Source organism: Micromonospora sp. NPDC048898 (assembly GCF_043198035.1).
In the GTDB taxonomy this organism is placed as follows: Bacteria; Actinomycetota; Actinomycetes; order Mycobacteriales; family Micromonosporaceae; genus Micromonospora.
On sequence record NZ_JBICUF010000002.1, the window covers coordinates 256,591 to 279,502 of the forward strand.

Annotated in this window: 24 protein-coding genes; 15 read left to right on the forward strand and 9 right to left on the reverse strand. The window is 69.6% G+C overall.

Going from position 1 to position 22,912, the window contains the following annotated elements; translation table 11 throughout:
* Nucleotides 1–67: 67 nt before the first annotated feature.
* The 4 genes from ACGFIQ_RS08005 to ACGFIQ_RS08020 are packed head-to-tail and all read left to right on the forward strand — an operon-like array spanning nucleotide 68 to nucleotide 2,307.
* Nucleotides 68–466, forward strand: coding sequence for a YbaB/EbfC family DNA-binding protein (locus ACGFIQ_RS08005; RefSeq protein WP_393240987.1), 399 nt, complete (start codon nucleotides 68–70; stop codon nucleotides 464–466).
* Nucleotides 453–773, forward strand: coding sequence for a type VII secretion target (locus ACGFIQ_RS08010; protein ID WP_393240990.1), 321 nt, complete (start codon nucleotides 453–455; stop codon nucleotides 771–773). Before ACGFIQ_RS08005 ends, ACGFIQ_RS08010 begins: the two co-directional genes overlap by 14 nt.
* Nucleotides 774–829: 56 nt before the next feature.
* Nucleotides 830–1,963: a WXG100 family type VII secretion target gene (locus ACGFIQ_RS08015; protein WP_393240993.1), complete on the forward strand. Its 1,134-nt coding sequence runs from the start codon at nucleotides 830–832 to the stop codon at nucleotides 1,961–1,963.
* Complete coding sequence (locus tag ACGFIQ_RS08020; RefSeq protein ID WP_393240996.1) at nucleotides 1,963–2,307, forward strand: hypothetical protein; 345 nt, start codon at nucleotides 1,963–1,965, stop codon at nucleotides 2,305–2,307. Before ACGFIQ_RS08015 ends, ACGFIQ_RS08020 begins: the two co-directional genes overlap by 1 nt.
* A 68-nt stretch (nucleotides 2,308–2,375) precedes the next feature.
* On the opposite strand, the gene ACGFIQ_RS08025 is transcribed toward ACGFIQ_RS08020, so the two are convergent.
* Nucleotides 2,376–2,627: a hypothetical protein gene (locus tag ACGFIQ_RS08025; protein ID WP_393240999.1), complete on the reverse strand. Its 252-nt coding sequence runs from the start codon at nucleotides 2,625–2,627 to the stop codon at nucleotides 2,376–2,378.
* Here ACGFIQ_RS08025 and ACGFIQ_RS08030 point away from each other — a divergent pair.
* Together ACGFIQ_RS08030 and ACGFIQ_RS08035 are read left to right on the forward strand one after the other, a co-directional pair.
* Entirely contained in the window at nucleotides 2,604–3,185 is a 582-nt protein-coding gene (locus ACGFIQ_RS08030; RefSeq protein WP_393241002.1) for a DUF5753 domain-containing protein, read from the forward strand. The two genes, ACGFIQ_RS08025 and ACGFIQ_RS08030, sit on opposite strands and share 24 nt — an antisense overlap.
* Entirely contained in the window at nucleotides 3,178–3,381 is a 204-nt protein-coding gene (locus ACGFIQ_RS08035; protein WP_393241005.1) for a DUF397 domain-containing protein, read from the forward strand. The genes ACGFIQ_RS08030 and ACGFIQ_RS08035 overlap by 8 nt, the downstream gene beginning before the upstream one ends.
* A 199-nt stretch (nucleotides 3,382–3,580) precedes the next feature.
* On the opposite strand, the gene ACGFIQ_RS08040 is transcribed toward ACGFIQ_RS08035, so the two are convergent.
* Genes ACGFIQ_RS08040 through ACGFIQ_RS08050 form a run of 3 tightly spaced genes read right to left on the reverse strand, consistent with a single transcriptional unit; the run spans nucleotide 3,581 to nucleotide 7,069 of the window.
* A complete protein-coding gene (locus tag ACGFIQ_RS08040; protein ID WP_393241008.1) occupies nucleotides 3,581–3,841 on the reverse strand; it encodes a hypothetical protein in 261 nt (86 codons plus the stop codon).
* Between the two features lie 16 nt (nucleotides 3,842–3,857).
* On the reverse strand, nucleotides 3,858–4,553 hold the full coding sequence (locus ACGFIQ_RS08045; RefSeq protein ID WP_393241011.1) for a DUF6308 family protein: 696 nt from the start codon (nucleotides 4,551–4,553) through the stop codon (nucleotides 3,858–3,860).
* Nucleotides 4,550–7,069 carry a DUF262 domain-containing protein gene (locus tag ACGFIQ_RS08050; RefSeq protein WP_393241014.1) on the reverse strand — a complete coding sequence of 840 codons (2,520 nt, stop codon included), beginning with the start codon at nucleotides 7,067–7,069 and terminating at the stop codon, nucleotides 4,550–4,552. The genes ACGFIQ_RS08045 and ACGFIQ_RS08050 overlap by 4 nt, the downstream gene beginning before the upstream one ends.
* A gap of 211 nt (nucleotides 7,070–7,280) precedes the next feature.
* Between ACGFIQ_RS08050 and ACGFIQ_RS08055 the strand changes: the two genes are divergently transcribed.
* Entirely contained in the window at nucleotides 7,281–10,604 is a 3,324-nt protein-coding gene (locus tag ACGFIQ_RS08055; protein WP_393241017.1) for an orotidine 5'-phosphate decarboxylase / HUMPS family protein, read from the forward strand.
* Nucleotides 10,601–11,086, forward strand: a complete 486-nt coding sequence (locus ACGFIQ_RS08060; protein WP_393241020.1) for a GNAT family N-acetyltransferase — start codon at nucleotides 10,601–10,603, stop codon at nucleotides 11,084–11,086. Before ACGFIQ_RS08055 ends, ACGFIQ_RS08060 begins: the two co-directional genes overlap by 4 nt.
* Here the strand turns inward: ACGFIQ_RS08060 and ACGFIQ_RS08065 are convergent.
* On the reverse strand, nucleotides 11,070–11,921 hold the full coding sequence (locus ACGFIQ_RS08065; protein ID WP_393241023.1) for an inositol monophosphatase family protein: 852 nt from the start codon (nucleotides 11,919–11,921) through the stop codon (nucleotides 11,070–11,072). The genes ACGFIQ_RS08060 and ACGFIQ_RS08065 overlap by 17 nt on opposite strands.
* Nucleotides 11,922–12,002: 81 nt before the next feature.
* Here ACGFIQ_RS08065 and ACGFIQ_RS08070 point away from each other — a divergent pair, with 81 nt between their 5' ends.
* Together ACGFIQ_RS08070 and ACGFIQ_RS08075 are read left to right on the forward strand one after the other, a co-directional pair.
* Complete coding sequence (locus tag ACGFIQ_RS08070; protein ID WP_393241026.1) at nucleotides 12,003–12,839, forward strand: aldo/keto reductase; 837 nt, start codon at nucleotides 12,003–12,005, stop codon at nucleotides 12,837–12,839.
* 259 nt (nucleotides 12,840–13,098) lie between these two features.
* Nucleotides 13,099–13,362, forward strand: a complete 264-nt coding sequence (locus tag ACGFIQ_RS08075; RefSeq protein WP_393241029.1) for a hypothetical protein — start codon at nucleotides 13,099–13,101, stop codon at nucleotides 13,360–13,362.
* A 45-nt stretch (nucleotides 13,363–13,407) separates the two neighbouring features.
* On the opposite strand, the gene ACGFIQ_RS08080 is transcribed toward ACGFIQ_RS08075, so the two are convergent.
* Nucleotides 13,408–13,881, reverse strand: a complete 474-nt coding sequence (locus ACGFIQ_RS08080; protein WP_393241032.1) for a VOC family protein — start codon at nucleotides 13,879–13,881, stop codon at nucleotides 13,408–13,410.
* 104 nt (nucleotides 13,882–13,985) lie between these two features.
* Here ACGFIQ_RS08080 and ACGFIQ_RS08085 point away from each other — a divergent pair, with 104 nt between their 5' ends.
* Nucleotides 13,986–14,966: a helix-turn-helix transcriptional regulator gene (locus tag ACGFIQ_RS08085; RefSeq protein ID WP_393241035.1), complete on the forward strand. Its 981-nt coding sequence runs from the start codon at nucleotides 13,986–13,988 to the stop codon at nucleotides 14,964–14,966.
* 114 nt (nucleotides 14,967–15,080) lie between these two features.
* On the opposite strand, the gene ACGFIQ_RS08090 is transcribed toward ACGFIQ_RS08085, so the two are convergent.
* Together ACGFIQ_RS08090 and ACGFIQ_RS08095 are read right to left on the reverse strand one after the other, a co-directional pair.
* A complete protein-coding gene (locus ACGFIQ_RS08090; protein ID WP_393241038.1) occupies nucleotides 15,081–17,150 on the reverse strand; it encodes a phosphocholine-specific phospholipase C in 2,070 nt (689 codons plus the stop codon).
* An 80-nt stretch (nucleotides 17,151–17,230) separates the two neighbouring features.
* Nucleotides 17,231–18,157, reverse strand: coding sequence for an AraC family transcriptional regulator (locus ACGFIQ_RS08095; protein ID WP_393241041.1), 927 nt, complete (start codon nucleotides 18,155–18,157; stop codon nucleotides 17,231–17,233).
* Nucleotides 18,158–18,260: 103 nt separating this feature from the next.
* Between ACGFIQ_RS08095 and ACGFIQ_RS08100 the strand changes: the two genes are divergently transcribed.
* The 4 genes from ACGFIQ_RS08100 (at nucleotide 18,261) to ACGFIQ_RS08115 (ending at nucleotide 22,147) form a co-directional block, all read left to right on the forward strand.
* Nucleotides 18,261–19,091, forward strand: a complete 831-nt coding sequence (locus ACGFIQ_RS08100) for an NAD(P)H-binding protein (RefSeq protein WP_393241044.1) — start codon at nucleotides 18,261–18,263, stop codon at nucleotides 19,089–19,091.
* A gap of 71 nt (nucleotides 19,092–19,162) precedes the next feature.
* The gene (locus ACGFIQ_RS08105; RefSeq protein ID WP_393241047.1) at nucleotides 19,163–20,203 is read left to right on the forward strand and encodes an SEC-C domain-containing protein; all 1,041 of its coding nucleotides are present in this window, start codon (nucleotides 19,163–19,165) and stop codon (nucleotides 20,201–20,203) included.
* 95 nt (nucleotides 20,204–20,298) lie between these two features.
* Nucleotides 20,299–21,561 (forward strand): SGNH/GDSL hydrolase family protein, encoded by a 1,263-nt coding sequence (locus tag ACGFIQ_RS08110; protein ID WP_393241050.1) that lies wholly within the window; start codon nucleotides 20,299–20,301, stop codon nucleotides 21,559–21,561.
* 85 nt (nucleotides 21,562–21,646) lie between these two features.
* On the forward strand, nucleotides 21,647–22,147 hold the full coding sequence (locus ACGFIQ_RS08115; RefSeq protein ID WP_393241053.1) for a DUF2231 domain-containing protein: 501 nt from the start codon (nucleotides 21,647–21,649) through the stop codon (nucleotides 22,145–22,147).
* Between the two features lie 4 nt (nucleotides 22,148–22,151).
* On the opposite strand, the gene ACGFIQ_RS08120 is transcribed toward ACGFIQ_RS08115, so the two are convergent.
* Nucleotides 22,152–22,808, reverse strand: coding sequence for a DUF998 domain-containing protein (locus ACGFIQ_RS08120; protein WP_393241056.1), 657 nt, complete (start codon nucleotides 22,806–22,808; stop codon nucleotides 22,152–22,154).
* Between the last annotated feature and the right edge of the window lie 104 nt (nucleotides 22,809–22,912).

Here is a 22,912-nt window from a genome sequence, read left to right on the forward strand (position 1 = left end):
GGCACGCACGCAGCGCCACCGGTTGGTAGCGTGCCGGTGATGTCGCCGGTTCCTGGGGAGGGTCGACATGTGGGCGGACGACGCCGCGCTCGACGCGGCCGAAGGCCGACTTGACGAGTGGGAAGCATCGCTCGCCGAGCGGGCGGAACGAGCCAAGACCCTGTCGGCGACGATGCGGGAGCTGACCGGCACCGCCCGCAACGCCGCTCGGACTGTCCACGTCACCGTCGACTCGGCCGGCCTGCTCATCGACCTGCGGCTCGACGAGCTCATCCGGCAACAACCCGCGGCGCACACCGCTCGGCAGATCCTGGAGACCACCACCGCCGCACGCGCCGACCTGCTCCGACAGGTCAGCGACGCAGCCACGGAGTCATTGGGCGACGACGCGGGCACCCGGGCGATCATCGACTCGTACCGCAGCCGGCTTCTCACCGACCACGGATCAGACGATGCCCGCCGGTGACGGCATCGAGGTCGACCCGGACGACCTCACCGCCCACGCCGCACGTCTCGATCGCTGTGCCAGCAGCCTCGACACCGCCCAGCAGGCAGGCCAGCACGTCCGGTTGGGCACCGACGCCTACGGGCAGCTTTGCGCGATGATGCCGATGCTGCTCGACGGCCTGCAACGAACCCTGGTCGACGGCATCGGCTCCGCCGCGGCATCGGTACGGGACACCGCCAGCAGGCTGCGCACCAGCGCGGACCGCTACCGACACTCGGACGCCCACGCCAGGCATCTGCTCGACGGGGTGCGACCGCAGCGGTGACGTCCAATCCACTCGTCGCCGCCGCCGCGGACACCCCGCCCAGCGCCTGGGCGGGTGTGTGGATCTGCGAGGACATCGAACTCATCGCGCAGGGCGTCCGCAACGGCAGTTGGATCGACGGCAGCCTCGGCGTCGTGAGCGCGAGCCTGGACGCCCTCGCCTTCGTCTCCGACCCGGTCGGCGCCCTGCTCCAGTATGGGATCGCCTGGCTCATCGAACACGTGAAGCCCCTCAGCGAGGCACTGGACTGGCTCGCCGGCGACCCCGCGCAGATCACCGCACACGCCCAGACCTGGCGCAACGTCGCCGCCTCCCTCCGCGACGAAGCCGCCGAACTGGCCCGCGCCGTCCGCACCGACGTCGCCGGCTGGGGAGGTAGCGCCGGCCCCGCCTACCGAGGCTGGGCCAACGAACAACAGCAGGCGATCACCGGCCTCGCCCAGGGCGCCGACACCATGGCCGCGATCACGGAAGGCGCCGCCGGCCTGGTGGCCGCCGTCCGGCTCCTGGTCCGCGACGCCATCGCCACCTGCGTGTCCCGCCTCATCGTGTACGCGGGCGAACTCGTCATCACCGGTGGACTGGCCGCGCCGCTGGTGGTGGAGCAGGTGACGACGTTGGTCGCGTCGTGGGGCGCTCGGATCGCGCGGCTGCTGCGCGGGCTGCTGGCCAGCCTGCGGCGGCTCGTTCCGGAGATGCGCCGGCTCGGCGACCTCATCGAGAAACTCAAGCAGGCGTTGGGGCGACTCCAGAAGGGTGAGTCGCCGCCGAGCCGGAACGCGCCAGAACCTGAGCCGCCTCGCGAGACCTCAGGCCATACGGTGACAGAACAGCAACGAGTCCACGATCTCGGGATGGATCCGGCTACCGGAAGATTTCGTCCGGGCGAGGCGGAGACGGCGGCCCGGTTGGAGCAGGAAGTGGGCGTGCGGCTGCAGCGCGCTCCCGCGGGTTCCTCCGCCGACTGGGTCGATGACGCCGGGCGGACCTACGATGCGGTGGGCAACTTTCCAGCCCAGTTCTTCGACCGTCAGTGGCCGCAACTGCAGTATCAGATTGAGCGACATTTAGACAAGGCAGACCTGGTGCCGGTGGACGTCGCGCAGTTCAACCCGGAACAGGTAGCCCGTATCGAGCAGTTCATTACGGACCGGAGCCTCGGTCCACGAGTATTCATCGTGGGGAAATAATGGCTGGCCTCATCGTGCTGAAACCCGGCGTCGACTGGACCGCGACCGGAGGGCTGTTCGACTGGACGCTCGAGTTCCTGATCTCCCGCCTCTCGGACCGGCAGACCGCCAACCACCTGCAGGAGATCGTCGACAACAACCTCGGCTCATTGTGGATCGACGAGTTGCCCGCTGCAGCGCGGCAGGAGATCGTCAGCCACCTGCGCAACGGACTCGTGACGGCTGGCGAGCGACAACTGCCGGAGACCGAGCACAAGATCGCCGTCATCCAGCATCTTCAGGAGCTGGTCAACGCGACCTACTCAGCCGGGCTCCCGGAATCGGGTGACCCCGGCAGTCAATGATGTCGCGTTGATGGGGCTGGCAACTCAAAGGGTCGCCGTAAATCGAGCGGCCCTCAATGTTCTGCACGTCAGCGGCGTAGGCGGCGGGAGCAGTCGCCGTCGTGGCCGTCGCGCAGGAGGCAGCGCCTCCCGCCAGGCAGCCGCAGGTCGCAGAAGACCCGGTGCCGGAGAGACTGCTGATCCTCCTCGGAGACGGTCGTCTCCCCCGGATCCGCCATCGGCAGCACCAGCATCCAGCGACCGATGACCCGGGCCAGGCGCTGCGCGGCGGGCAGGTCGGTAACGACAACGGGCAGGTGGATGACGTACCGCTGGCTCATTGGGCCGGGCCCCGCTCGTTGACACTGATTCCCGGGTTGCTGCAGACGCGCTCCTACGCCATTGGACTCTTTCAGCCTGGGAATCGGCTAAGCCCCGAGGAGCGTGAGCAAGCAGTCGAGGTGCGGCTACAACGACAGGCGTTGCTTAGGCGTCGACTGCCAAAGCCCCCACGCTTGGACGCAGTGCTCTCCGAGGCGGCACTCCGTCGAGTGGTCGGCAGCCACGGCGTAATGTCCGACCAGCTCAAACATCTACTCGAAGTTTCCGAGCAGCCGAACGTCTCAGTGCAAGTGGTGCCGCTTGCTGCCGGGCCGCACCCTGGAGCGGTCGCTGGCTCGTTTGTGATCCTCGACTTCCCGACGACCAACGGGGGTCGGACCGCTCCGGAGCCCTCCGTGGTTTACAGCGAGTCGCTGACCGGGGCGCTCTACCTGGACAAGCCGGATGAGCTGATGGCCTACGAGGACACCTGGAGAGGACTGGCGGCCCTCTCACTCGGCGCGGCAGAATCAAGAGACATGATCAAGAGGATCATCGGGGAGATGCGGCATGACTGACTTGACCGGCGCCGTTTGGCGCAAGAGCACCCGCAGCGGCGACAACGGCGGCAACTGCGTCGAGGTTGCCGACAACCTCCCCGGCATCGTCGGAGTCCGCGACTCGAAGGATTCCACGGGACCGCTCCTCACCTTCAGCGCCCAGGCATGGACCAAATTCATCTCGGCTGCCGGGCGTGAGGGACCCGTCAGGTAATGGCGGTTCGCCGCTGGTCTGCGCGCACGACGTCAGCACTGGTCACCAGTCGCGGACCCAGTCCGGCGGTGGTACGACGGCGAGTTGCGGTTATCCGCTGATCGATTCGAGCGCGTGCACGATCCGCGGGTTGCCGTCGGCGGCGGCATCCTCATGGGTGAGGACCCGACCGCTGCTGCACGACCACAACATCGAAGCCCTACGCCTGGTCGTCCACGTTCCCACCGGCCTTGACCGCCTGGGGGGTCCCCCTTCCCGCGCCCGCCTCCCAGGAAACCTGGCTGTAGTCGTCCCACCGCCGGTCAAGCTCCGCCAACTCGGCGCGGTTATCCGGCTTGACGGTGAAGTCGCAGCCAACCGCCTGCATCTGCATCCAGATGGCGTTCACGATGTCCGCGTATTGCTCGTGCTTGACTCCCCGTAGCTCAATGGTGATCTTCCAACTGTCGTCGCTTGTCACTGTGGTCCTCCAATGATCAGGGCAGCCGCAGACCCAGGCAGCCGCCGTCGTGATGGTCGTTGCGGTGGCGCATCCACACCGCGACGTCGAGGATCCGCAGCCGGCTGATCGCCCCAGGCAGGTCCGCCTCTCGGCTGCGGGCGTCGAGTTGCTGCGCCAGGACGCAGTCGTCCTCGCGCAGGATGTCGTGCAGCCAGCTCCAGAATCCGGTGCCAGTCCCGAGGGCGCAGGACACGACCCCGTCGTACACCGGTACGAGCTTCGGACGCTTACGAGCCAGCAGCTTTCCGGCCGTGACCCAGCCAAGGCCGGTCGCATGGTCGAGCATCCGCCAGGCGCGGTCGGCCGGACCGGCATCCGCGATCAGAGGCGAGGCCGCGTCAGAGCCCAACTCCACGTCGACCGGGATCTCTGTCAACTGTGCGGCAACGTCCCGGCCGAGCTGTCCCTGCAACAAATCAAGCGCCCGAGGGGGCGGAATGTGGACACTGAGCAGTTGCACCGCGATCAGGTCGTCGGCGGTGAATTCGTTCGCCGTCTCCGAACGGTCACCGCCGCCGCCGAGCCGCTCGAACTGTCCCCCGGAAAATGCCTTCCCGTCGGCAGACACGTAGTAGCGCCGCAGATCGGGGACCGTTCGAGGATCCTCCAGGATGGCCAGGATCTCAGCGAGGGTCAGCGGCTGCTTCATGTTTCCCCTTCGGGCGGTCATGCCTCGGGTTGTACGGCCTGTCCGTAGAACCAGCGGAGGTGCCCGATGAGCGCCTCACGAGCCTTGACGTTGACGAGGACGTCCAGAGCGAAGCCGGGGCGGAGCGCGAGCTTGGCTGCCGCGATATTCACGCCCTCCAGCTCGTTCAACCGCTGGCGGAACTGCTTTCGCAACCCGATGTCGTCGAACGGCGGCCGGGTGCTGAGGTGCTGGAACACTATCTCGAACTTCCCACTCGGGTAGATCGCCGCGGGCCAGATGTTGCCGAGTTCGTGGTCCTTTCCACGCGCCATGAGGAAGCACGAGGTCTCGCCACCGGAGCCATAGAACAGCATGCCGCCCATGCCGGCCCAGGCTTCGAGCACCGCGACCGTGCCGTGCGCGACCTGCGCATCTTGAAGGTCCCTGAGCTGCTCGAGGAACCGGTCGTCCAGCGGACTATTGTGTCGGGACCGTGGCCGGAGGAGTTGGCCCGACCCGTCCTGCTGCGGCATCCCGGCAAGTTGGGCCAGTTCCTCGACCCCGATCCGCTGTGCCTGGCTCGCCCGACCGTACCTGTCGAACTCGACGCCCTCCTCGCGTAGCAGGTCGTGCGGGTCGTCGGTCCGGGACGGCTCAAGCCAGCGGAAGTTCGGTGCCAGCACGCCCTCGGCCTGGAGCACCCGGTGCGCATTCGGTGCGGCATGGTTGGCCAGTCGGGCACCGACAGAGACCGGGTGAGTGCCAATCAGCGCGGCCAGATCACCGTACGCGGTCCAGGAGCCGGCGGGCAGCGCGGCGAGCGCCGCGTTCATGACGTCCCAGGGCACCTCGGACTTGTTGCCCGCCTCCTCGGTGGGCCCGGGCCAGGTGGCGATGATCCGCTCGGCGAGCCCATCGGCGCGCGCGTGGATCTCGGGGCGTCCCCAGCGCTTCTGGTCGGCGATCTCTCGGCTGAGTGCGATCCCGCTCTTGCCGAGTTGGGCCCGCTTGATCAGGAAGGAGCTGTTGCTCAACTCGGCGTTGTAACCGGTGAGAGTGAGGTTGCCCAACGTGTGGACCAATGCCTCGTGCACCTCGGCGAAGCTCTCCTCGCCCTGCAGATCCTCGCTCAGCATCTGCCGCCACTCCGCGGTAGGGCTCTGTGGCATGACGTGTTCGATGGTCAACGATGCCGACGCGACCGGTTCCTTACTGCCGTACGACTCCTCCAGCCACTGAAGCACCAACTTGCGCTGGGTGGCCCGCCCGTTGAGGTAGAAGGGGATAGACCGCACCACCTCGCGCAGACTGGTGTCGGTGGCGTAGTACTTCCGACCGACCGACAAGAACGCCCGGACCGCCTCGTCGACGGGCAGATCCTTACGCATGTCGGTCACGATGCGCAGCAGGACCCGGTTGATGCTCGCGGTGGCGCGGCCGATCAGCAGACGGCGAATGAAGTAGCTCTCGACGTACAGCATCGCCGAGGCAATCTGCTCCGATGTCGCCGTCCCCTGCTTGCGGCGGTCCAACAGGTGCAGCAGCAGCGGCAGGACGGTGGTGGTGTCCCAAGCGTTGAGCCGGGCCAACCGCCGCCGCACCTCCGGTTCCTGCTCCTCCTCGGGGTGCAGGATGGTCCGCAGGAGGGCGCCGAGGCGGCAGAATCGGCGCACCTCGGCTTCGATCTCCGCCTCGGTGTGCAGGCCGTTCAGCCTCGCCTGCTGGCCGACGTAGGTGTCGGTCTGCTTGACCTCGGGGTTGCGGTGCACCATGTCGAGCCAGAACAACTGCTCCATTTCCCCGGCGTCCAGTTGCTTTTGCAGAGGGAACCACAGCGAGTCGTAGACCGCCTCGCCACGGTTGGGCAGCCGCATGAACAGGTAGTTGCGCAGCAGGTCAGCCTGGGTGAGTTTCAGGCCGGTGTTATTGAGCGACTCGAAGATCCGGTAGACGTTGTCGCCGGTCTGCGCGACAACCGAGACGAGCGCCATCCCCGAGATGACCGCGTCCTCGATGCGTTCGATATCCAGCGGGTCGTCCGGGTCGTCGACGGCGACGAGTTGGGCCGCGAAGAACCGGTACGCGGCACCCACCTGGTCGCTGCCGCCAGCCTGGGGCGTCGCCTCAAGGCAGGCCTCGTAGGCGGCGCGATCGGCCTGGGTGGGAACGAGCTTCAACCGATGAGTCGGCTTGTACTTGTTGATCAGGTATTCCTGGTCGATGCGGTCCCGGTGGTCTGGACCCTCATGCGTGGCGCGGTGGTCGCGGATGGCGCAGAGCAGAATGGACAGCGTGGTGAGACGTTGCTGGCCGTCCACCACAAGGAACTCGGAGACCGCCGGACCGAGGGTGGGGCTGGGCGCGAGCACAAGCGAGCCGATGAAGTGCGTGAGGTTCTGGTCTTCGATTCGCTCCTCGGCCAACTTACGGATGTCGTCCCAGAGTCGTCTCAGTTGGGAGTCCGTCCACGAGTAGGTCCGTTGGTACAGCGGCACCCGATACTGCTTCGCGCCTTCGAGCAACTCCCGCAGCGTCGTCTCGTGTGCCGCAACCATGTGCGCTCCCCTCGTCCCCGGCGTAATCGGCCAGCCAACCAGACGCTCGAATCGGATCAACGCCTCAGTCAAATAGGCGACTCCTCTGTTCGGCCACGGCAGGTGGGCGCGGCCACAGGGTGGTTGCCGGCACGTTGATCGATGGACGAGGTCTGCAATGGACGTTAGGGTCCAGCGCGGTACGCGCGGAGTCTGAGCCATCGGGAGTGGTGTGTCACTCATCGCCGAGTTCGCCGCAGAGATACTGACCAGCCTCAGCATCGCCGCCGGTCAGCGGGCGACCTCCGCTGTCCGTACGCCCACTCTCGACCGCGACCTCGAGGAGGTCTGCCGGGCCGCACTCCAAGAGGCGATCGTCGTCGTCGCACCGGACGTCGACGAGTCGACCAGGGAGCTACTGGAGCTGGTCTGTCTGGACTTCTTCGCCGAGAACGGCGTGCCGAGGTGGATTGTGCAGCCGGGCCTGGTCCGAGCCGGGACGAGCCGATCGGTGAGCCTGGACCGCTGGGCTGGTCGCTTCCGCAGTCGGCTTCCGCAGGACGAGACGTTCTCCGCCGTGGATGTCGATCCGGTCGCCTTCGCTGTGGCGTTCAGCTCTGCCCTGTGGGAGGCGATGGTTACCCACTCCCTCGCCCGGGACAGCAGCCTCGGCCCGCTCGTGCAGCAGTTGCGGCTCGCGTTCATCGAGCAGCACGTCGACGTGATCGCCCAGCACCTGAGCGTTCAGCCCGCCGAAAACACACCATCCACCGGGATCCTCGGCTCGGCATCCCGCCACCGAACGGATGCATTGCTCGCGGCTCTGAGCGCCGATCGCGACGAGGAACCGCCGTATCAGGAGCCGTTGGACGCCGTGCACAGCGTGACGGAGTTCCTCGACTCCACGGCGCGGGTGCATCTGCTCACCGGGGCCAGCGGATGCGGCAAGTCCCGACTTGTCCAGCATGTCGCCGCGGGGATGAGCGGCGCGGCGGACTTCCAGCTGCACGTCGCCGATTACTGGCTGGCCCAGGATGGACCGCCGGCGGCGCGCCTCCTGCGGTACGCGTCGCTGCCCGCCACCGATGAACCATCACTTGCGGTCGAGGCCGCCGTACGGGGCGCGGACCGTTGCTCGCTGATCGTGATCGACGGCATTCGGGATGCCGGACAGCTGACGGAGGTCGCCCAGGGGGTCGACACGCTGCTGCGCGAGGTGGTGGAGCCGGAACTTCGCTTCATGCTGGTGGTCCGCACACCGCCGGAGATTGACGTGAGCGCGTTTCCGGTGCTGGCTGCCTCGGTGTACGCGCCGCTTCGTACGACGGCCTCCTATCGCTTGTCCCGGTGGAGCAGGGGCGAGGCGGGTCGCGCCTGGGAGGCGTCTCGACGACCCGGTGATCCTGCGTTCACGGAGCTGCCCGCAGCCGTGCGAGAACTGGTCCGCGTGCCGCTGCATCTGCGGCTGCTGCGTGCGGGAGGCGAGATCGGCTGGGCGCAGATCAACGCGTACGACCTGATTGACAGGTGTGTGCGGGCCATCGCCCCCCGCGAGGGCGCGGTCGACGAGTTGGCGCGGGCGGCGGAACGAGAAAGGCCCGATCTGGTGCCACGGTGGCTGCGCAGCGACGTCCCGCCAGACAGCTTTCCTGCGGCGCTGGCACCCTTGCTGATCCGCTCGCCGCTCACCGACCGGGTCGAGTTCGGCCACGACGTGATCCGCGAGTTCGCCCTCGCGACCGTTATCAGCCGTCGCATGCGGGAATCCCGGTCCGTCTCGGTGGTGACTGCGTCCTTCAACGCGTTGGCCGCCCAGGCGGTCACGTCGGCGACGGCCCGATCGGTCTGCCAGCTGACCGCGCTCGCGCTCGACCGCAACACCCCGGCCACGGTGACGGCGGTGCTCACGGCTCCGACGGTGGACGCCCGGGTCACCGTGCCTCTGCTCCTCGCACTGCCTGATGCCCGATTCGTCACCGACGGGGTGCTACGCCAAGCGGCGGAGAGGGCGGTCCGCGAGTACGACCTCGACCTCAGCGGCAGCGTGCTCGGCCATGAACGAACGGCTACCGCACTCGGCACCGGCTTCCGGCCGTGGCTGCTGCGCGTCCTCGACCGGTACGGTTCGCAACTCTGGCAGCCTGTCCGGCTGGCGATCGACGCCCATCCCGCCGAGGCGGAACCCGACCGCTGGCTCGTTCCAGGCGAGTCGATCTCCGGCGAATTGGCGGCGTTCGTGGGCCGGCACTGGTATCTCTTCTCGACCGGTGAGGACGATCGGTTGGAGAACCTGCTGGCATCGCGGGACTGGCGAGTGCGGGCCGCCCTGGCCGACGGTGCCCGGGACAAGGACGCGCCCTTCCCCTCGGCGGTGGGGCAGGTTCTGAAGCGTCTCTGCGACGACGCCGACTACAAGGTTCGGGCGGCGACTGCCCGGGCGTTGCCGGCGGCGCAGCCACCCTTGGGTGCCGACCTGATGGAGCGGCTGTTGGTCGACCCGAACTGGCACGTCCGGGAAAGCGTGTTGCACGTACTCCTGGCGGAGCCGGACACCGGTCTGCCCGCTCGGGCGGCACGGTTGATGACGGCGGATCCGACGTGGGCGGTGCCGCCCCGGCATGTCGGGGTGCTGTTGGAGCGGCTACGGCTTCTGGTTCCGGCGTTCGGTCCGGCGTCGGTGGGTCCGGTGACGGAGCAGGCGCTGCTCGGTCTGCTGCGGGAGTCGCGCACCGGGTGGACCACGCTGAACGCGGAGGACCGGCGCCGCCTGGCCGACCGGGGACGGCAGGCCGGGTCGTGGCTGGTGCGGCGCGAGGCGGAGGCGCTCGATCCGGAGCGCGATCGGGCAACCGACGTGCCCTGGGACGCGCCGGTGTTGCGCGAGGCGTTCCGGCGGCTGAGAGGTGCCCGGACGATCCAGGTCGCGCTGGACCTGGCCGACCTTGACGAGGCTGTGGCGGTGGCTCGGGCGGCAGCACGCGCGGGTGTTGATTTCGTCGAGATCGGTGACCCATTGGTGAAGCAGCACGGGGTTCGGGCGATCGAACGGATCAAACGTGATGTCCCGGAGGTCGTCGTCGTTGCGGAGATGATGTCCGCGGACTGGGGGCGGGAGCAGGTCGTACTGGCCGCTGGTGCGGGTGCGGATGTGGTGTTCCTGATCGGCCCGGCGAGCGTGGCCAGCGTGGCAGCCGCCGCTGAGGCGGGACGTCGGCTCGGCGTACCGGTGATGTTGGACGTGCCGGGCACCGCGCTGTCGGAGTCCTGGGTCCGGGACATGGAGCGCGCTGGGGTTGATGCCTTCGCGATCACCACGAACATCGACATTGGCGTCGGCACTCGCCGGCCATTGGCGCGGGTGCAGGCCATCCGGTCGTGGACCCGGTTGCCAGTGGCCGTGTCGGGCGGCTTCGGTCCGAGCGACCGTGACGTGCTGACCAGCGCGGACTGGGACATCCTGATCGTGGGTCGCAGCGTGACCGAAGGGCTGGATCCGGAGTTGGTCGCTCAGCAACTGGTCGCGGCGGTGCGCCGCCCAAGCGAGGAGGCATGGTGATCGCAGGCCCCTTGCGGTCGGAGTTGATCGGCGACGTGGAACGGTTGATGGCGCTGGGTGAGCCCTACGTGCGACCGCGCACGTCGTCGGACTATTGGCTGTACGCGCGGCTGTTCTCGTCGACATGTCCGGTGGCGGTGGAAGAGGGCGCGCTGGCGGGCGCGGTGATCGCGTTCCGCAGCCAGGACGACCCGGCCGACGTCTACGTACAGGATGTGATGATCCATCCCGACTTCCGCCGACGCGGAGTGGCCCGACTGCTGCTCGGCTCGGTGCGGGCCCGGGCGGCCGAGTGGGGCTGCCGCCGGCTGTACCTGACCTCCGAGCCGGAGAACCGGGCGGCACACCGGGCGTGGCTCACGCTCGGGTTCCGCAACGTCCCCGGTGAGCGGGAGGTCGACGGTGTGCAGGTGACATCGAATTTCAAGGGCCCGGGCAAGGACCGAGCCGTCTACGAGCTGCTGATCAACCGGCAGTCCTGACGCGTGAGCGCAGCTGGCCGACCAACTCCGGGGGCGCGGCGAACACGCCGGTGTCGAGCGGCTCCACCGATGCGCCCGCCTCGGCGGCGATCACCCGGCCAGCCGCCCAGTCCCAGGGAGACGCGCGGTCCTCCACGTACGCGTCGATTCGGCCGGCCGCGACCCAAGCCAGCGCCAGTGCGGTGGAGCCGAGCATCCGTACGCCTCGCACATCGATGGCGAGATCGGCGATCATGTCGGCCTGGCTCTTGCGATGCGCGACGTCGTAGGCGTAGCCGGTGGCGAGGATGACCTCGTCCAGCCCGGTGCGACCTTCCAGGCGTAGTTGACGTTCCCCCAGCCAGGCGCCGGCACCCGACACGGCATGGAACGTCTCGTCATGCACCGGATCGTGCACCACCCCGAGCAGCGGAGCCCAGCCGTCCGGAGTCGCCCGTTCGCAGGCGACGCTGACGCACCAGAACGGGATGCCGCTGATGTAGTTGACGGTGCCGTCCAAGGGGTCGATCACCCAGCGCAGCCCCGAACCGCTGTCCTGGTCGCTGCCCTCTTCGGCGAGGATGCCGTCGCTGGGCCGCCGCCGTCGGAGGAGCGCCACGATCACCTGCTCCGACGCCCGGTCGGCCGCACTGACCGGGTCGGTACGCGACGACTTGTAGTCGACCCGACCGTGGTCGCCAAAGTGGCGCAGCAGCTCGACTCCACCGAGGTGGGCCACCTCGCGGGCGAGGTCCCGCAGCACACGTACGCTGTCGTCCATTCCGATCTCCCTGCCCTGGGCGTCGGTCAGGATCGTCGCACCCTCGGCCAACTCGGGCCAGATCCCCTGGGTCACTGGAAACACTGTCCCGAGTGCATAGCTGGCCCCGACTGATGCTCAGCGCAGCGCCAACGTCGTGCGGGTAGGGTCCCAATCATGACGATTCCCCACCTGACGGCAGATGACGGGACCACCCTGCCGGCGATCGGGCTCGGCACGTACCGACTGAACGGCTCGGCGGGTGTCGACGCGATCGGTCAGGCGATCCGGGCGGGCTACCGGTTGATCGACTCGGCGGTCAACTACGAGAACGAGGGCGCGGTCGGTCGGGCCGCTCGTGCGGCCGGCGGCGTACGGGACGAGCTGGTCGTCACCTCGAAGTTGCCGGGGCGGCACCACCGTTACGACGAGGCGTTGACCACCATCGAGGAGAGTGTGTTCCGCACCGGCCTCGACCGCGTCGACCTGTACCTGATCCACTGGCCGAACCCCAAGGTCGATCTTTACGTGCAGGCGTGGCGGGCGCTGATCGAGGCCCGCGAGCGTGGCCTGGTGCGGCACATCGGGCTCTCCAACTTCCTGCCCGAGCACATCGAGCGGCTGGTGGCCGAGACCGGGGTGGCCCCGGTGGTCAACCAGATCGAGGTGCACCCGTACTTTCCGCAGCAGGAGGCGCTCGACTACCACCGGGAGCACGGGATCCTGGTGCAGGGTTGGAGCCCGCTGGGGCATAGCAACGACCTGCAAAGGCACCCCGTGGTCGTGGAGATCGCGACCGCGCACGGCGTCAGCCCGGCGCAGACGATCCTCGCCTGGCACGTGGCCCGTCAGGTGATTCCGCTGCCCAAGGCCGCCTCGCCGCGGCGGCAGGTCGAGAACCTGGACGTCTTCGGCATCACGCTCACCGACGTCCAGGTCGAGGCCATCACCGCGTTGGGTCGCCCGGACGGGCGTCTCGCGGACCAGGACCCGGCGGTGTACGAGGAGTTCTGATCGTCCCGGCCGGCAGACTGTCACCGGGTCGGGAGAGTATGGGCGCGTGCTCGACGGACTTGACGACATCGATTGGCGCGGCTGGGCCACGCCTACGGGGCGGCCGACGACGTGCCCGGCCAACTGCGCGCCCTACTCTCCCCCGACCCGGCCACCCGGGACGAGGCTCTGGGCGACCTCTACACCAACGTCTTCCACCAGGGCAATCGCTTCGAGGCGAGCGCGTACGCGTGCCGTTCCTGTTGGAACTGCTCGCCGAGTGTGCGGACGGTCGCGGCGTACGCCCTCGCCTGGTTTTCGGTGGGCCGCCGCGGTCGGTCGGGTCCGGGTTCTCGGCGCGGCGGCCGACCCGGCGACCGTCGAGGAGCTGTTGAGCTGGGCGTCAGCGCCGCACGACGAAGCCGGCTCCGGGCCGGTCGAGGGCGACGGTCAGGAGTTCGGCAACGTGGCCATGCTCGTCGGTGAGTACGGCCTGCCGAGAAGCCGCGAGGCGATGCTGACGTACCTGCGAGACGTTCCGTAGCCGGGCGACACCGCTACCCGTGCCGGCGACGGCGGACGAGCGCGGTCAGCGGTGGGGAGAAAATTCCGCACTCTGGACGTACTCCATTGCCCTGATGAAGTCGGGGTCGGTGAGCCGTCGTCCCATCTCCTCTTCGGTGGGCTCTGTCACGCGCTTGTGGATCCACCACAGGTTGCCGAGCGGGTCGCGGAAACGGCTGACCCGGTCGCCCCAGAAGAGCTCGGTCGGCTCGGTGACGACACTCGCGCCGCGTTCGACGGCCCGGCGGAGCACCTCGGCGTCGTCAGCGACGTAGAGACGCAGGAAGGCGGGCGTGGCCGGCCACTGGGGCTTGTCGAACATCATCACGACCGAGTCCCCGATACGTACCTCGGCGTGGCCGATCACCCCGTCCACCTCCATTCGGCCCAGTTCGGTGGCGTCGAAGACGCTGACGATGAAATCGATAAGCGCACCCGTCCTCCCCGGCGAAATGATCCAGGGGGTCACGGTGTGGTAGCCGTCGGGCACAACCTTCATTGGTCCGTCTCCTCGTTCTGGTGCGGCGTCCGCGCACTCAGATGGGCGACGTTAGACCTGATCTAGGCTGGTACCTGTCCTAGATCGAGAGTCATCATGGGGGCATGCGCGACACGCCGGCCCGCCTGTTACGACTGCTCTCCCTGCTGCAGACGCCCCGCGAATGGCCCGGCAGCGAACTCGCCGAGCGCCTCGCGGTGACCCCGCGGACCGTGCGCCGCGACATCGACCGACTGCGGGAACTCGGCTATCCAGTCCAGGCCAGCCTGGGCACATTGGGCGGCTACCGGCTGGTCGCGGGTAGGGCGATGCCACCGCTGCTGCTTGATGACGAGGAGGCGGTGGCCATCGCGGTCGGCCTGCACACCGCGGCCCGACAACCGGTCGCCGGCATCGCCGAGGCGTCGGTGCGGGCCCTCGCCAAACTGGAGCAGGTGCTGCCGCCGCGGCTGCGCCGCCACGTCAGCGCCCTCACCGCGGCCACCGTGTCGTCGACTGCTGCGGCGGTGTCGCTTGTCGACCCGACGCAGCTCATCGTCCTCGCGGCGGCGGCGTCGGCACACGAGCGGGTCCGCTTCGACTACCGCGACGGCGACGGCGGCGTCAGCCAGCGGCTCGTCGAACCGCACCGGCTCGTCGTGGTGGGCCGTCGTTGGTACGTCGTCTGCTACGACAACGAGCGCGAGGACTGGCGCACGTTCCGCGTCGACCGCATCGAACACGCCACCACAACCGGGGTACGCGTGGCACCCCGCGAGCTATCGACCGACGACGCATCCGCGTTCGTGACCAACCAGCTGCACAGCCTGGCACCGGTGTTCCGGGCGGTGGCGACGCTCGCGGTGCCGGCTGAGCGGGCGGCTGCCCGGCTGGGCGACCACGCCGGGGAGTTGGAGGCGCTCGACGACGGGTCGTGCCGCTGGCACAGCCCGGAAGACACCGTCGACTGGCTCGCCTTCCGGCTCACGCTGCTCGGGTGCGACTTCACCGTTCACGAGCCAGCGGAGCTGATCGACCACCTGCGACGGCTCGGCGCCCGCATCACCCGCGCCGGGAACGGACATCCGCGCGAGCGGATGCCGTGATGAGCGTTGTGACTCTGGGGTATAGATATACCGGTGAGTCACAACGCTCACCACCACGTCCCCCGCCGACCACCGCGTGGCGCGAGCACAGCGCCCGCGCCGTGCCGAGAGCGCTCAGACGAGCCCGCCGAGGGCCGGGTCGCTGATGCTGTCCCTGCCGTTCTCGACATGACCCGCACAGCGGTACGCGAAGTCGGCGTCGCCCGCGACGTGCACCGTCAGGTCGTACCAGCCGTGGGTACGGGTGAGCGTCCACGTCGCGCGCTCGGTCTCGCCGGGGCGCAGCGACAGCTTCACCGGGCGGGAGTTGTACCCGTCCCGGACGGTCACCTCGACCCGCTTCGACCCGCGGTTCTTGAGCGTGAGGGCGAGCTTGTAGTCACGCTCGTCGTAGGAGGGGGTGACGTCGAGGTGCGAGCGACCGTCGGTGAACCGGCGGAAGAACCCGTTGGGTCCGTGCACCGACAGGTCGTACCCGGAGGTGACCGGCCAGGTGTCGCTCAGGTGCTTGCCCGGCTCGACGGTGTAGCTGCGCGGGGCGTCCGCGCTGCCGGCCTGGCGGACCTGGAAGACCGCGGCGACCCCGCCGGAGTTGCGGAAGTCGATCCGGTACGCACCGTCGCCGAGGCGCCCGTCGGCGTGCAGGGTGTACGGGATCGGCCGCGCCGGGCGTACCCCGTGCTCCTGCTTCGGCAGCCGCTGGTCGGCCGGCGGGACCGGCACCTCGTCGGGGTGCCGGATGAGGTCCTCGGGCTTGAAGTCGTCGGTGTCGGGCAACCTGACCTCGCGCGAGCGGTTCGGGTGCCGGAAGTCGAAGGCCGTGGTCAGGTCGCCGACGACGGCGCGTCGCCACGGGGTGATGTTCTGCTCGATCAGGTCCGGCCGGCCGTGCCCGAACCGGGCCTCCAGGAACTTGATCAGTGAGGTGTGGTCGAAGACCTGCGAGTTGACGTAGCCGCCGCGCGTCCACGGCGAGACGATGACCATCGGCACCCGGATGCCGAGGCCGTACGGCCCGGCGGGGTGGTCGGCGTCGCCGGGGAAGATCTCGTTGGTGGTGGGGACCGTCGACTGCCCGTGTTCGCGGGTCTGCGGGGGCGTCGGCGGGACCACGTGGTCGAAGAAGCCGCCCTCCTCGTCGTACGTGACGAACAGCGCCATCTTGCTCCACACCTCGGGGTTGGACGCGAGGATGTCGATGACCTGCGAGATGTACCAGGCGCCGAACGCCGGCCCCCAGTTCGGGTGCTCGGTGTACGCCTCGGGCGCGGTGATCCAGGAGACCTCCGGCAGGCGTCCCGCCTCGACGTCGGCGCGGAAGTCGGCAAGCAGCGCCTCCGGGTCGCGGCCCTGGGTCCTGACCTCGGTGCCGGTCTTGGCGCGATCCGCGAGGGGCGTTCCGGGCTGCGCGTTCTGGTACTGATGGAAGTAGAGCAGCGAGTTGTCGCCGTAGTTGCCGATGTACGGGTCGTTCGTCCAGCCCCAGGAGCCGGCGGCGGTGAGGCCGGTGCCGACGTCCTGGTAGATCTTCCAGGAGATGCCGTTGCGCTCCAGCCGCTCCGGGTAGGTCGACCAGTCGTAGCCGGCCTCCGCGTTGGTGATGACCGGGCCGCCACCCTTGCCGTCGTTGCCGACCCAGCCGCTCCACATGTGATAGCGGTTCGGGTCGGTCGGCCCCATCAGCGAGCAGTGATAGCTGTCGCAGACGGTGAACGCGTCGGCGAGCGCGTAGTGGTAGGGCAGGTCCTGGCGGGTGTGGTAGGTCATCGCGGTGACGCCCTTGTTCGGCACCCACCTGTCGAACCGGCCGTCGTTCCAGGCGGCGTGCCCGTCGTTCCAGCCGTGCGGCGGGTCCGGCAGGAAGGTCTGGCCGAGATCCTGCACCTCGGGGCGGAACGGCAGCAGCTCGTCGGCCCCGTTGGGTTGGTGCCACACGTCCTTGCCGGACGGCAGGGTCGCCGGATGGGGGTCACCGAAGCCGCGTACGCCGCGCATGGTGCCGAAGTAGTGGTCGAAGGAGCGGTTCTCCTGCATCAGGATGATGACGTGCTCGACGTCCTTGATCGAGCCGGTCCGGTTGTTCGCCGGGATGGCGAGCGCCTTGCTGAGGTCCAGCGGGAGCGCCGCGCCGATCGCGGGAACTCCCATCGCCTTGAGGAACGTACGTCGATCCACCGTGCCCATAACTCCCCCATCGTCGGCCTTTGTTCAGGTAACTGGCGACCGGACGCTATCGGCGACGGGTTGACGGCAGATGACCGTGGTTAGTTGGTTTTGCGACCACTCGACGACCGGCGGCGGGCCGCGCTCGGGCTCATCCCGTGCACCCGTTTGAAGGCCGTGCTGAATCCGAAGGCGTCCGCGTACCCGAGGTGTCGCGCCACGGCGGCGACCGTCACCGTGGACTCGGCCAGCAGGTCGGCGGCCAGGGTCATGCGCCAGTCGGTCAGGTAGGTCAGCGGCGGTTCGCCGACCAACGCGGTGAACCGTTCCGCCAGTGTGGACCGGGAGACTCCTGCCTGCGCGGCCAGGCTGGCCAGGGTCCACGGCCGTCCCGGCGCCTCGTGCATGGCGCGCAGTACCGGGCCAACCGTGTCGTCGCCCAACGCCCGGTACCAGCCGGGAGCCTCGGCCTCCGGCCTGTCGAACCAGTCGCGCACCGTGCACACCAACAACCAGTCGAGGAGACGGTCCAGGACGACCTGCCGGCCGGGCCGCCCCGCGTCGAGTTGGGCGTCCAGGTAGTCGCGCAGCGGGGCGCAGTCCTGCTCGTCCGGGACGACAAGCACCGGCGGCAATGCGCTCAGCAGTCGCTGGGGCACCAGACCCCGAACGTGGTACACCCCGACCAGCAGCACCAGGCGGTCGGTGGGATCCGTGCCCGCCGGGTCGGACGTACCGGTGTGGCCGCGCCGAACGTCGCGCAGCTCCCCGGGCTCGAAGCTCGACCGCGGCTCGGCGGAGAAGACGAACGGCGCCGGCCCGCGCACGGTCGCGGCCTCTCCGACCCGGACCAGGCTGGGCTTGTCGCTCTCGGGGTGGGAGATCCACCCCTCGCCGCGCATGGGGACACAGAGCGTCAGTGGGGCGCCGTCGGTGAACCGCAGCGCCCCCGGCGGGGTCAGCACCGACCGGCCGAAGGCCGCACCATCGGCGTGTACGCCCCGCAGCAGACTGTCGAACGGGTCCATGACATCGACGATAGATCGCCGACGACCGGGCCTGGACGATCGGACATGCGCCGCGTACGACAGCACATGTACCGAACGCGACCGTTCGAGTTGGCTTGTGGTCATGACGACAGACGCGGGTTCGATCCTCGTGATGGCCGGGACCGGTAAGACCGGTCGTCGGCTGGTGCGGACGCTGCGGGCGGCGGGTCAGCGGGTCCGGCCCGCCTCCCGCTCGGGTGAGGTGCGGTTCGACTGGTCGCGGCAGGCGACCTGGGGCCCGGCCCTGGAAGGAGTCTCGGCGGTCTACCTGCTGGCTCCGGAGGACCCCGCGCTGGCAGCCGGCTTCGTGGCGCAGGCGGTCGACTCGGGTGTCGGCCGTTTCGTGGCGCTGTCCGGTCGCGGGATCGACCGGGTCGGTGACGTCTCCCCGGGCATGGTCGCCGCGGAGGACGCGGTGCGGAGGTCCGGCGTGGCGTGGACGATCATCCGGCCGAACAACTTCAGTCAGAACTTCAGCGAGGACCTGTTTCGCCAACCGCTGCTCGACGGTCGGCTGGCCCTACCGATCGGTGAAACCCCGGAACCGTTCGTCGACGCCCAGGACATCGCCGACGTGGCCGCGACGCTGCTGACGTCACCCGGTCACCACGAACAGGTGTACGACCTGTCCGGTCCGCGCGCGCTCACCTTCGCCGAGGCGGTGGCGACGATCGCCACGGCGTCCGGACGTTCGATGCGCTACGTGGAACTCACCCCGGAGCAGTACCATGCCGAGCTACTCACCGAGGGTTATCCGGCGGAGACCGCCACCGCGCTGAACGCCCTGTTCGCCGGGATGCGGGCGGGACATCTCGCCGAGCCGACCGACGGGGTGCGTCGGGTTCTCGGACGGGACCCGCTCGACTTCGACACCTACGCCGCCCGGGCCGCGGCGGCCGGAGCCTGGTCGTAGCCGCGGGAGCGCCGGCGGCGTAACGGGTGATCTGCCCGCATACTCCGAGCACCCCGACGTACCGTGAGATCGTGCCGACCAGAGACGTACTCACCAAGGCTGACCTGGCCGAACTGCGCCGCTCGGCGCTCGGGACGGCCGACCCGCTCGGTGTCGCCGCCGATGTCGCCCGGGCGGCGGAGCAGGGCCGGCTGGAGGATCCGGACGACGCCGGAGACGCCCTGACCCTGGCCGCCGAGATCGCCGAGAGCCGGGCCAGACCCGAGGCCGCCCTGCGGTACGCGGAGCAGGCGCTGGCGGCGTACCCGTCCGGGGATGATCCTCGGGCCGGGTTCGCGCGGGCGCTGCGGGCTCGGGCCCTGTTCCGGGCCGGCGGTCGCGACGACGAGGCGATGGCGGAGTTGACCGCGCTGCGCCCGTTGCTGCTCGTGCGGCCCGACGCCCCCGTCTACGTGAGTGCCGCGTTGGACGCGGGTGGTCGTTCGGCGACCGCCGAGACGTGGCTGAGCGAGGCGGTCGACGCCCTGCTCGACGAACGCGCGAGCGCCGCGTCCGGACCGGCCAGCACCACGATCGACCCGGTGGTCGATCTCGGTCCGCCGGACGCGCCGGGTGTCGCCTTCTTCCTGTTGCAACAGCGGCATCGGGTACGCCGGGATCTCAACCTGCCGCACGACCGGCAGGACGACCTGGCGGACCGGCTGGAGACCCAGCTCGTGCGCCGGGCCGGCGAGCGCAGGGGCGGCGATTCGGATCTGCTCTTCTGGCCGCGGGCCGAGTTCGATCGGCTGCTCGCCGAGCACGCCGCCCTGGCCGAGGTGTACGGGCCGGACTGGGACGCGCACCGGGGCCGGCTGGAGACGGAGTTGGTCCGGCTCAGGGGTGCCGGTCGGGCCGGACTGGGCGTGTTCCGCGCCACCGTGGACGGGTTGACCGCGTTCGCCGGTCGGTCCGACGGCGACCCCGCCGACGCGACGGTCCGGGCCGGCTACGCGGCCGAGGTGTCGGCGCGACCCAGCGCGCGGATCCCCTGGCCCCCGGAGCGCAACGACACCTGCTGGTGCGGCTCGGGCCTGAAGTACAAGAAGGACTGTCTGCCGCGCTCCCGGTAGCCGACGACAACGTGTTCGGCACGGTGGGGGCATCGGTGCCATCCCGACTACGACATAATCTTGTCCGTGGTCGGGTCAGCTGTGCGAGATGTCTGATGGGGGCCTGGTCCGCACGCCGGGTGGCGGCGTCCGCCGTCGCGGCGCTGCTCACGGCGCTCTGCGTCCCCCTGGTGGTGCAGACGGCACGTACGCGGCACGATCCGGCCGCGGCCCTGGCGCGGGTGCCGACTCCGGCGGTGAGCGTGGACCCGCGGCACTTCGCGGTCACCTGGGCCGCGAGCGCCGATCGGCAGGGCGCCGGGCCGGCCGAGCGCAGTTACCGGCTCGTCGTGCGCACCAGCGTCGGTGGGGACGCGCTGCGGATCCGGCTGACCAACGCCTTCGGGGAGCACCCGGTCACCTTCGCCAGCGCGTACGCGGGGTTGCAGCGGCAGGGCGCCGAGCTGGTCCAGGGCAGCAACCGGCCGCTGACGTTCGGCGGGCAGGCCTCGGTCACCGTGCCGGCCGGCGAGATGGTCCTCAGCGACCCGCTGCCCGGCGAGTTGGCCGCTGAGAGCGATCTCGTCGTCAGCCTCCACGTCACCGGTGCGGTGGGCATGAGGAGTGGGCATCCCCTGGCCCTGCAGACCTCGTACGCGGCAGCGGGTGATCACGCCGCGGAGGAGGCGGCGACCAACTGGACCGACACGCTGAACTCCTGGTACTGGTTGGATGCCGTCAGCGTGCGGACGTCCACGGCGATCAGCTCGGTGGTCACCCTCGGCGACTCCATCACCGACGGGTTCGCCCTCGGCACGAACACGAACGGGCGGTGGCCCGACCATCTGTCCCGGCGACTGCAGGCCGCGCCCGACAGCCCGGTGAAGGGGGTGGCCAACGAGGGCATCTCCGGCAACAAGGTGCTCGCCGGCGGGGCCGGACCGGCCGCGCTGCGCCGGTTCGACCGCGACGTGCTCTCCCACCCCGGGGTCGACACGGTCTTCGTGCACGAGGGCATCAACGACATCAAGGCGCACACCGGCGTCACGGTGGACGCCCTGACCGCCGGCTACCGGCAGTTGGTCGACCGGGCGCACGCGGCGGGCCGGTGCGTCGTCGGCGCCACGGTCATGCCCTACCAGGGCTGGCCCGAGTACGACGCCGCCGGTGAGGCCGTGCGCCAGGGCGTCAACGACTGGATCAGGCACAGCGGCGTGTTCGACGCCGTTGTCGACTTCGACCGGGTCACCCGCAGTCCGGACGACCCGCGGGCGCTCCTGCCGCTCTTCGACAGCGGCGATCACCTGCACCCGAACGACCGGGGCATGCGGGCGATGGCGGACGCCGTCGACCTGGCCGCACTGCGCTGCGACCGCTGAACCGATACTGCGGCGCGAGCGCCGAACCGCTACCGTCCATCTCTGGACGACTGACGTCCACCCGATGCCTCCGGAGGAGACGCCGATGTTCGAGGAGTTCATGGGCCTCCCCGCCCACCCTCTGGTGCTGCACGCCGCTGTCGTGTTCGTACCGCTGCTGGCCCTCCTGACGGTCGGCTACGCGCTCGTCGCGCCCATCCGGCCGCACACCCGTTGGGTGCTGGGGCTGCTCGCCGTGGGTGCGCCGGTCGCCGCCCTGCTGGCGAAGCTCTCCGGGGACGCCTTCTTCGAGCGCATGCGTGCCGCCAACCGGATCACCCCCGAGTTCCTCCCGAAGATCGAGGCGCACCAGGAGTTCGGCGACATCACGTTCTGGGCGACCCTTCTGTTGGCGATCGTGGCGCTGGCGCTGGTCCGTTTCGTCCCGCCGCGGGCCGCCGAGGCGAGCGCCACCGACGATGGGCGGCCCGGTCGGGCGCTGACCGTGGCGTTGCAGGTGCTGTCGGTGGTGGCCGCCGGCATCGTCGTGTACTACGTGGTCCGCACCGGTGACTCCGGCGCGAAGGCGGTCTGGGAGGGTCAGTGACCCCTCAGGCGCCCTCGTCGCGTACTCGCCAGGACACCGCGACGAGCCAGCCGGAGATGAGCACCGCTCCGACGGCGAAGCGGATGCTCGCACTCCCCTCGCTCCAGGGCAGGGCGGTGAGCACGAACGCGACGGCGCCACTGGCCGCGCTGTAGAGCGCCCATTCCCGGTGCCCCTGGCCGGCGAAGCGTCGGGCGAGCAGCAGCCCGGCCGCGATGAGCGACAGGAACGCCGCCGCGCCGCACACCGTGTGCAGGATGCTTCCCGTGCTGGCCTGCTCGGGCAGCCCGCTCGGGGCGCCGGGCGGCCAGCCGAGCGCGGGATCGGGGACGAAGACTCCCCCGCCGACCATCGCCACCCCGTAGACGCCAACCAGCACCGGCACCACCGTCGCGGCCCGACCCGGACGCAGCGCCCGCCACAGGCCCACCGCGAAGGCGACGGCCAGCATGCCGGTGCCCGCGAACGCGATGAACTGCAGCCAGCCGAGGTCACCGAGGGTGAGTGCGCTCACCGCGTGTCGGCGCAGATCGAACCCGGATCGGGTGAACGCCTGCCCGAACGACAGGGCGGGGAAGAGGACGCCGGCGACGGTGCCGCAGGCCAGCAGGAGGCGGGTTCGACGCAGGTGGGTCTCGGCAACTGTGGTCCGGGACGTCATGGGCGTGCCTCTCGGGTCGGCGTCACGTGTCACTGTCACGACGAACGAGGCGGGCCCGGATCGACACCGCGACGCGGAACTGTGGTGCGGTCCGGCCGGGGCCG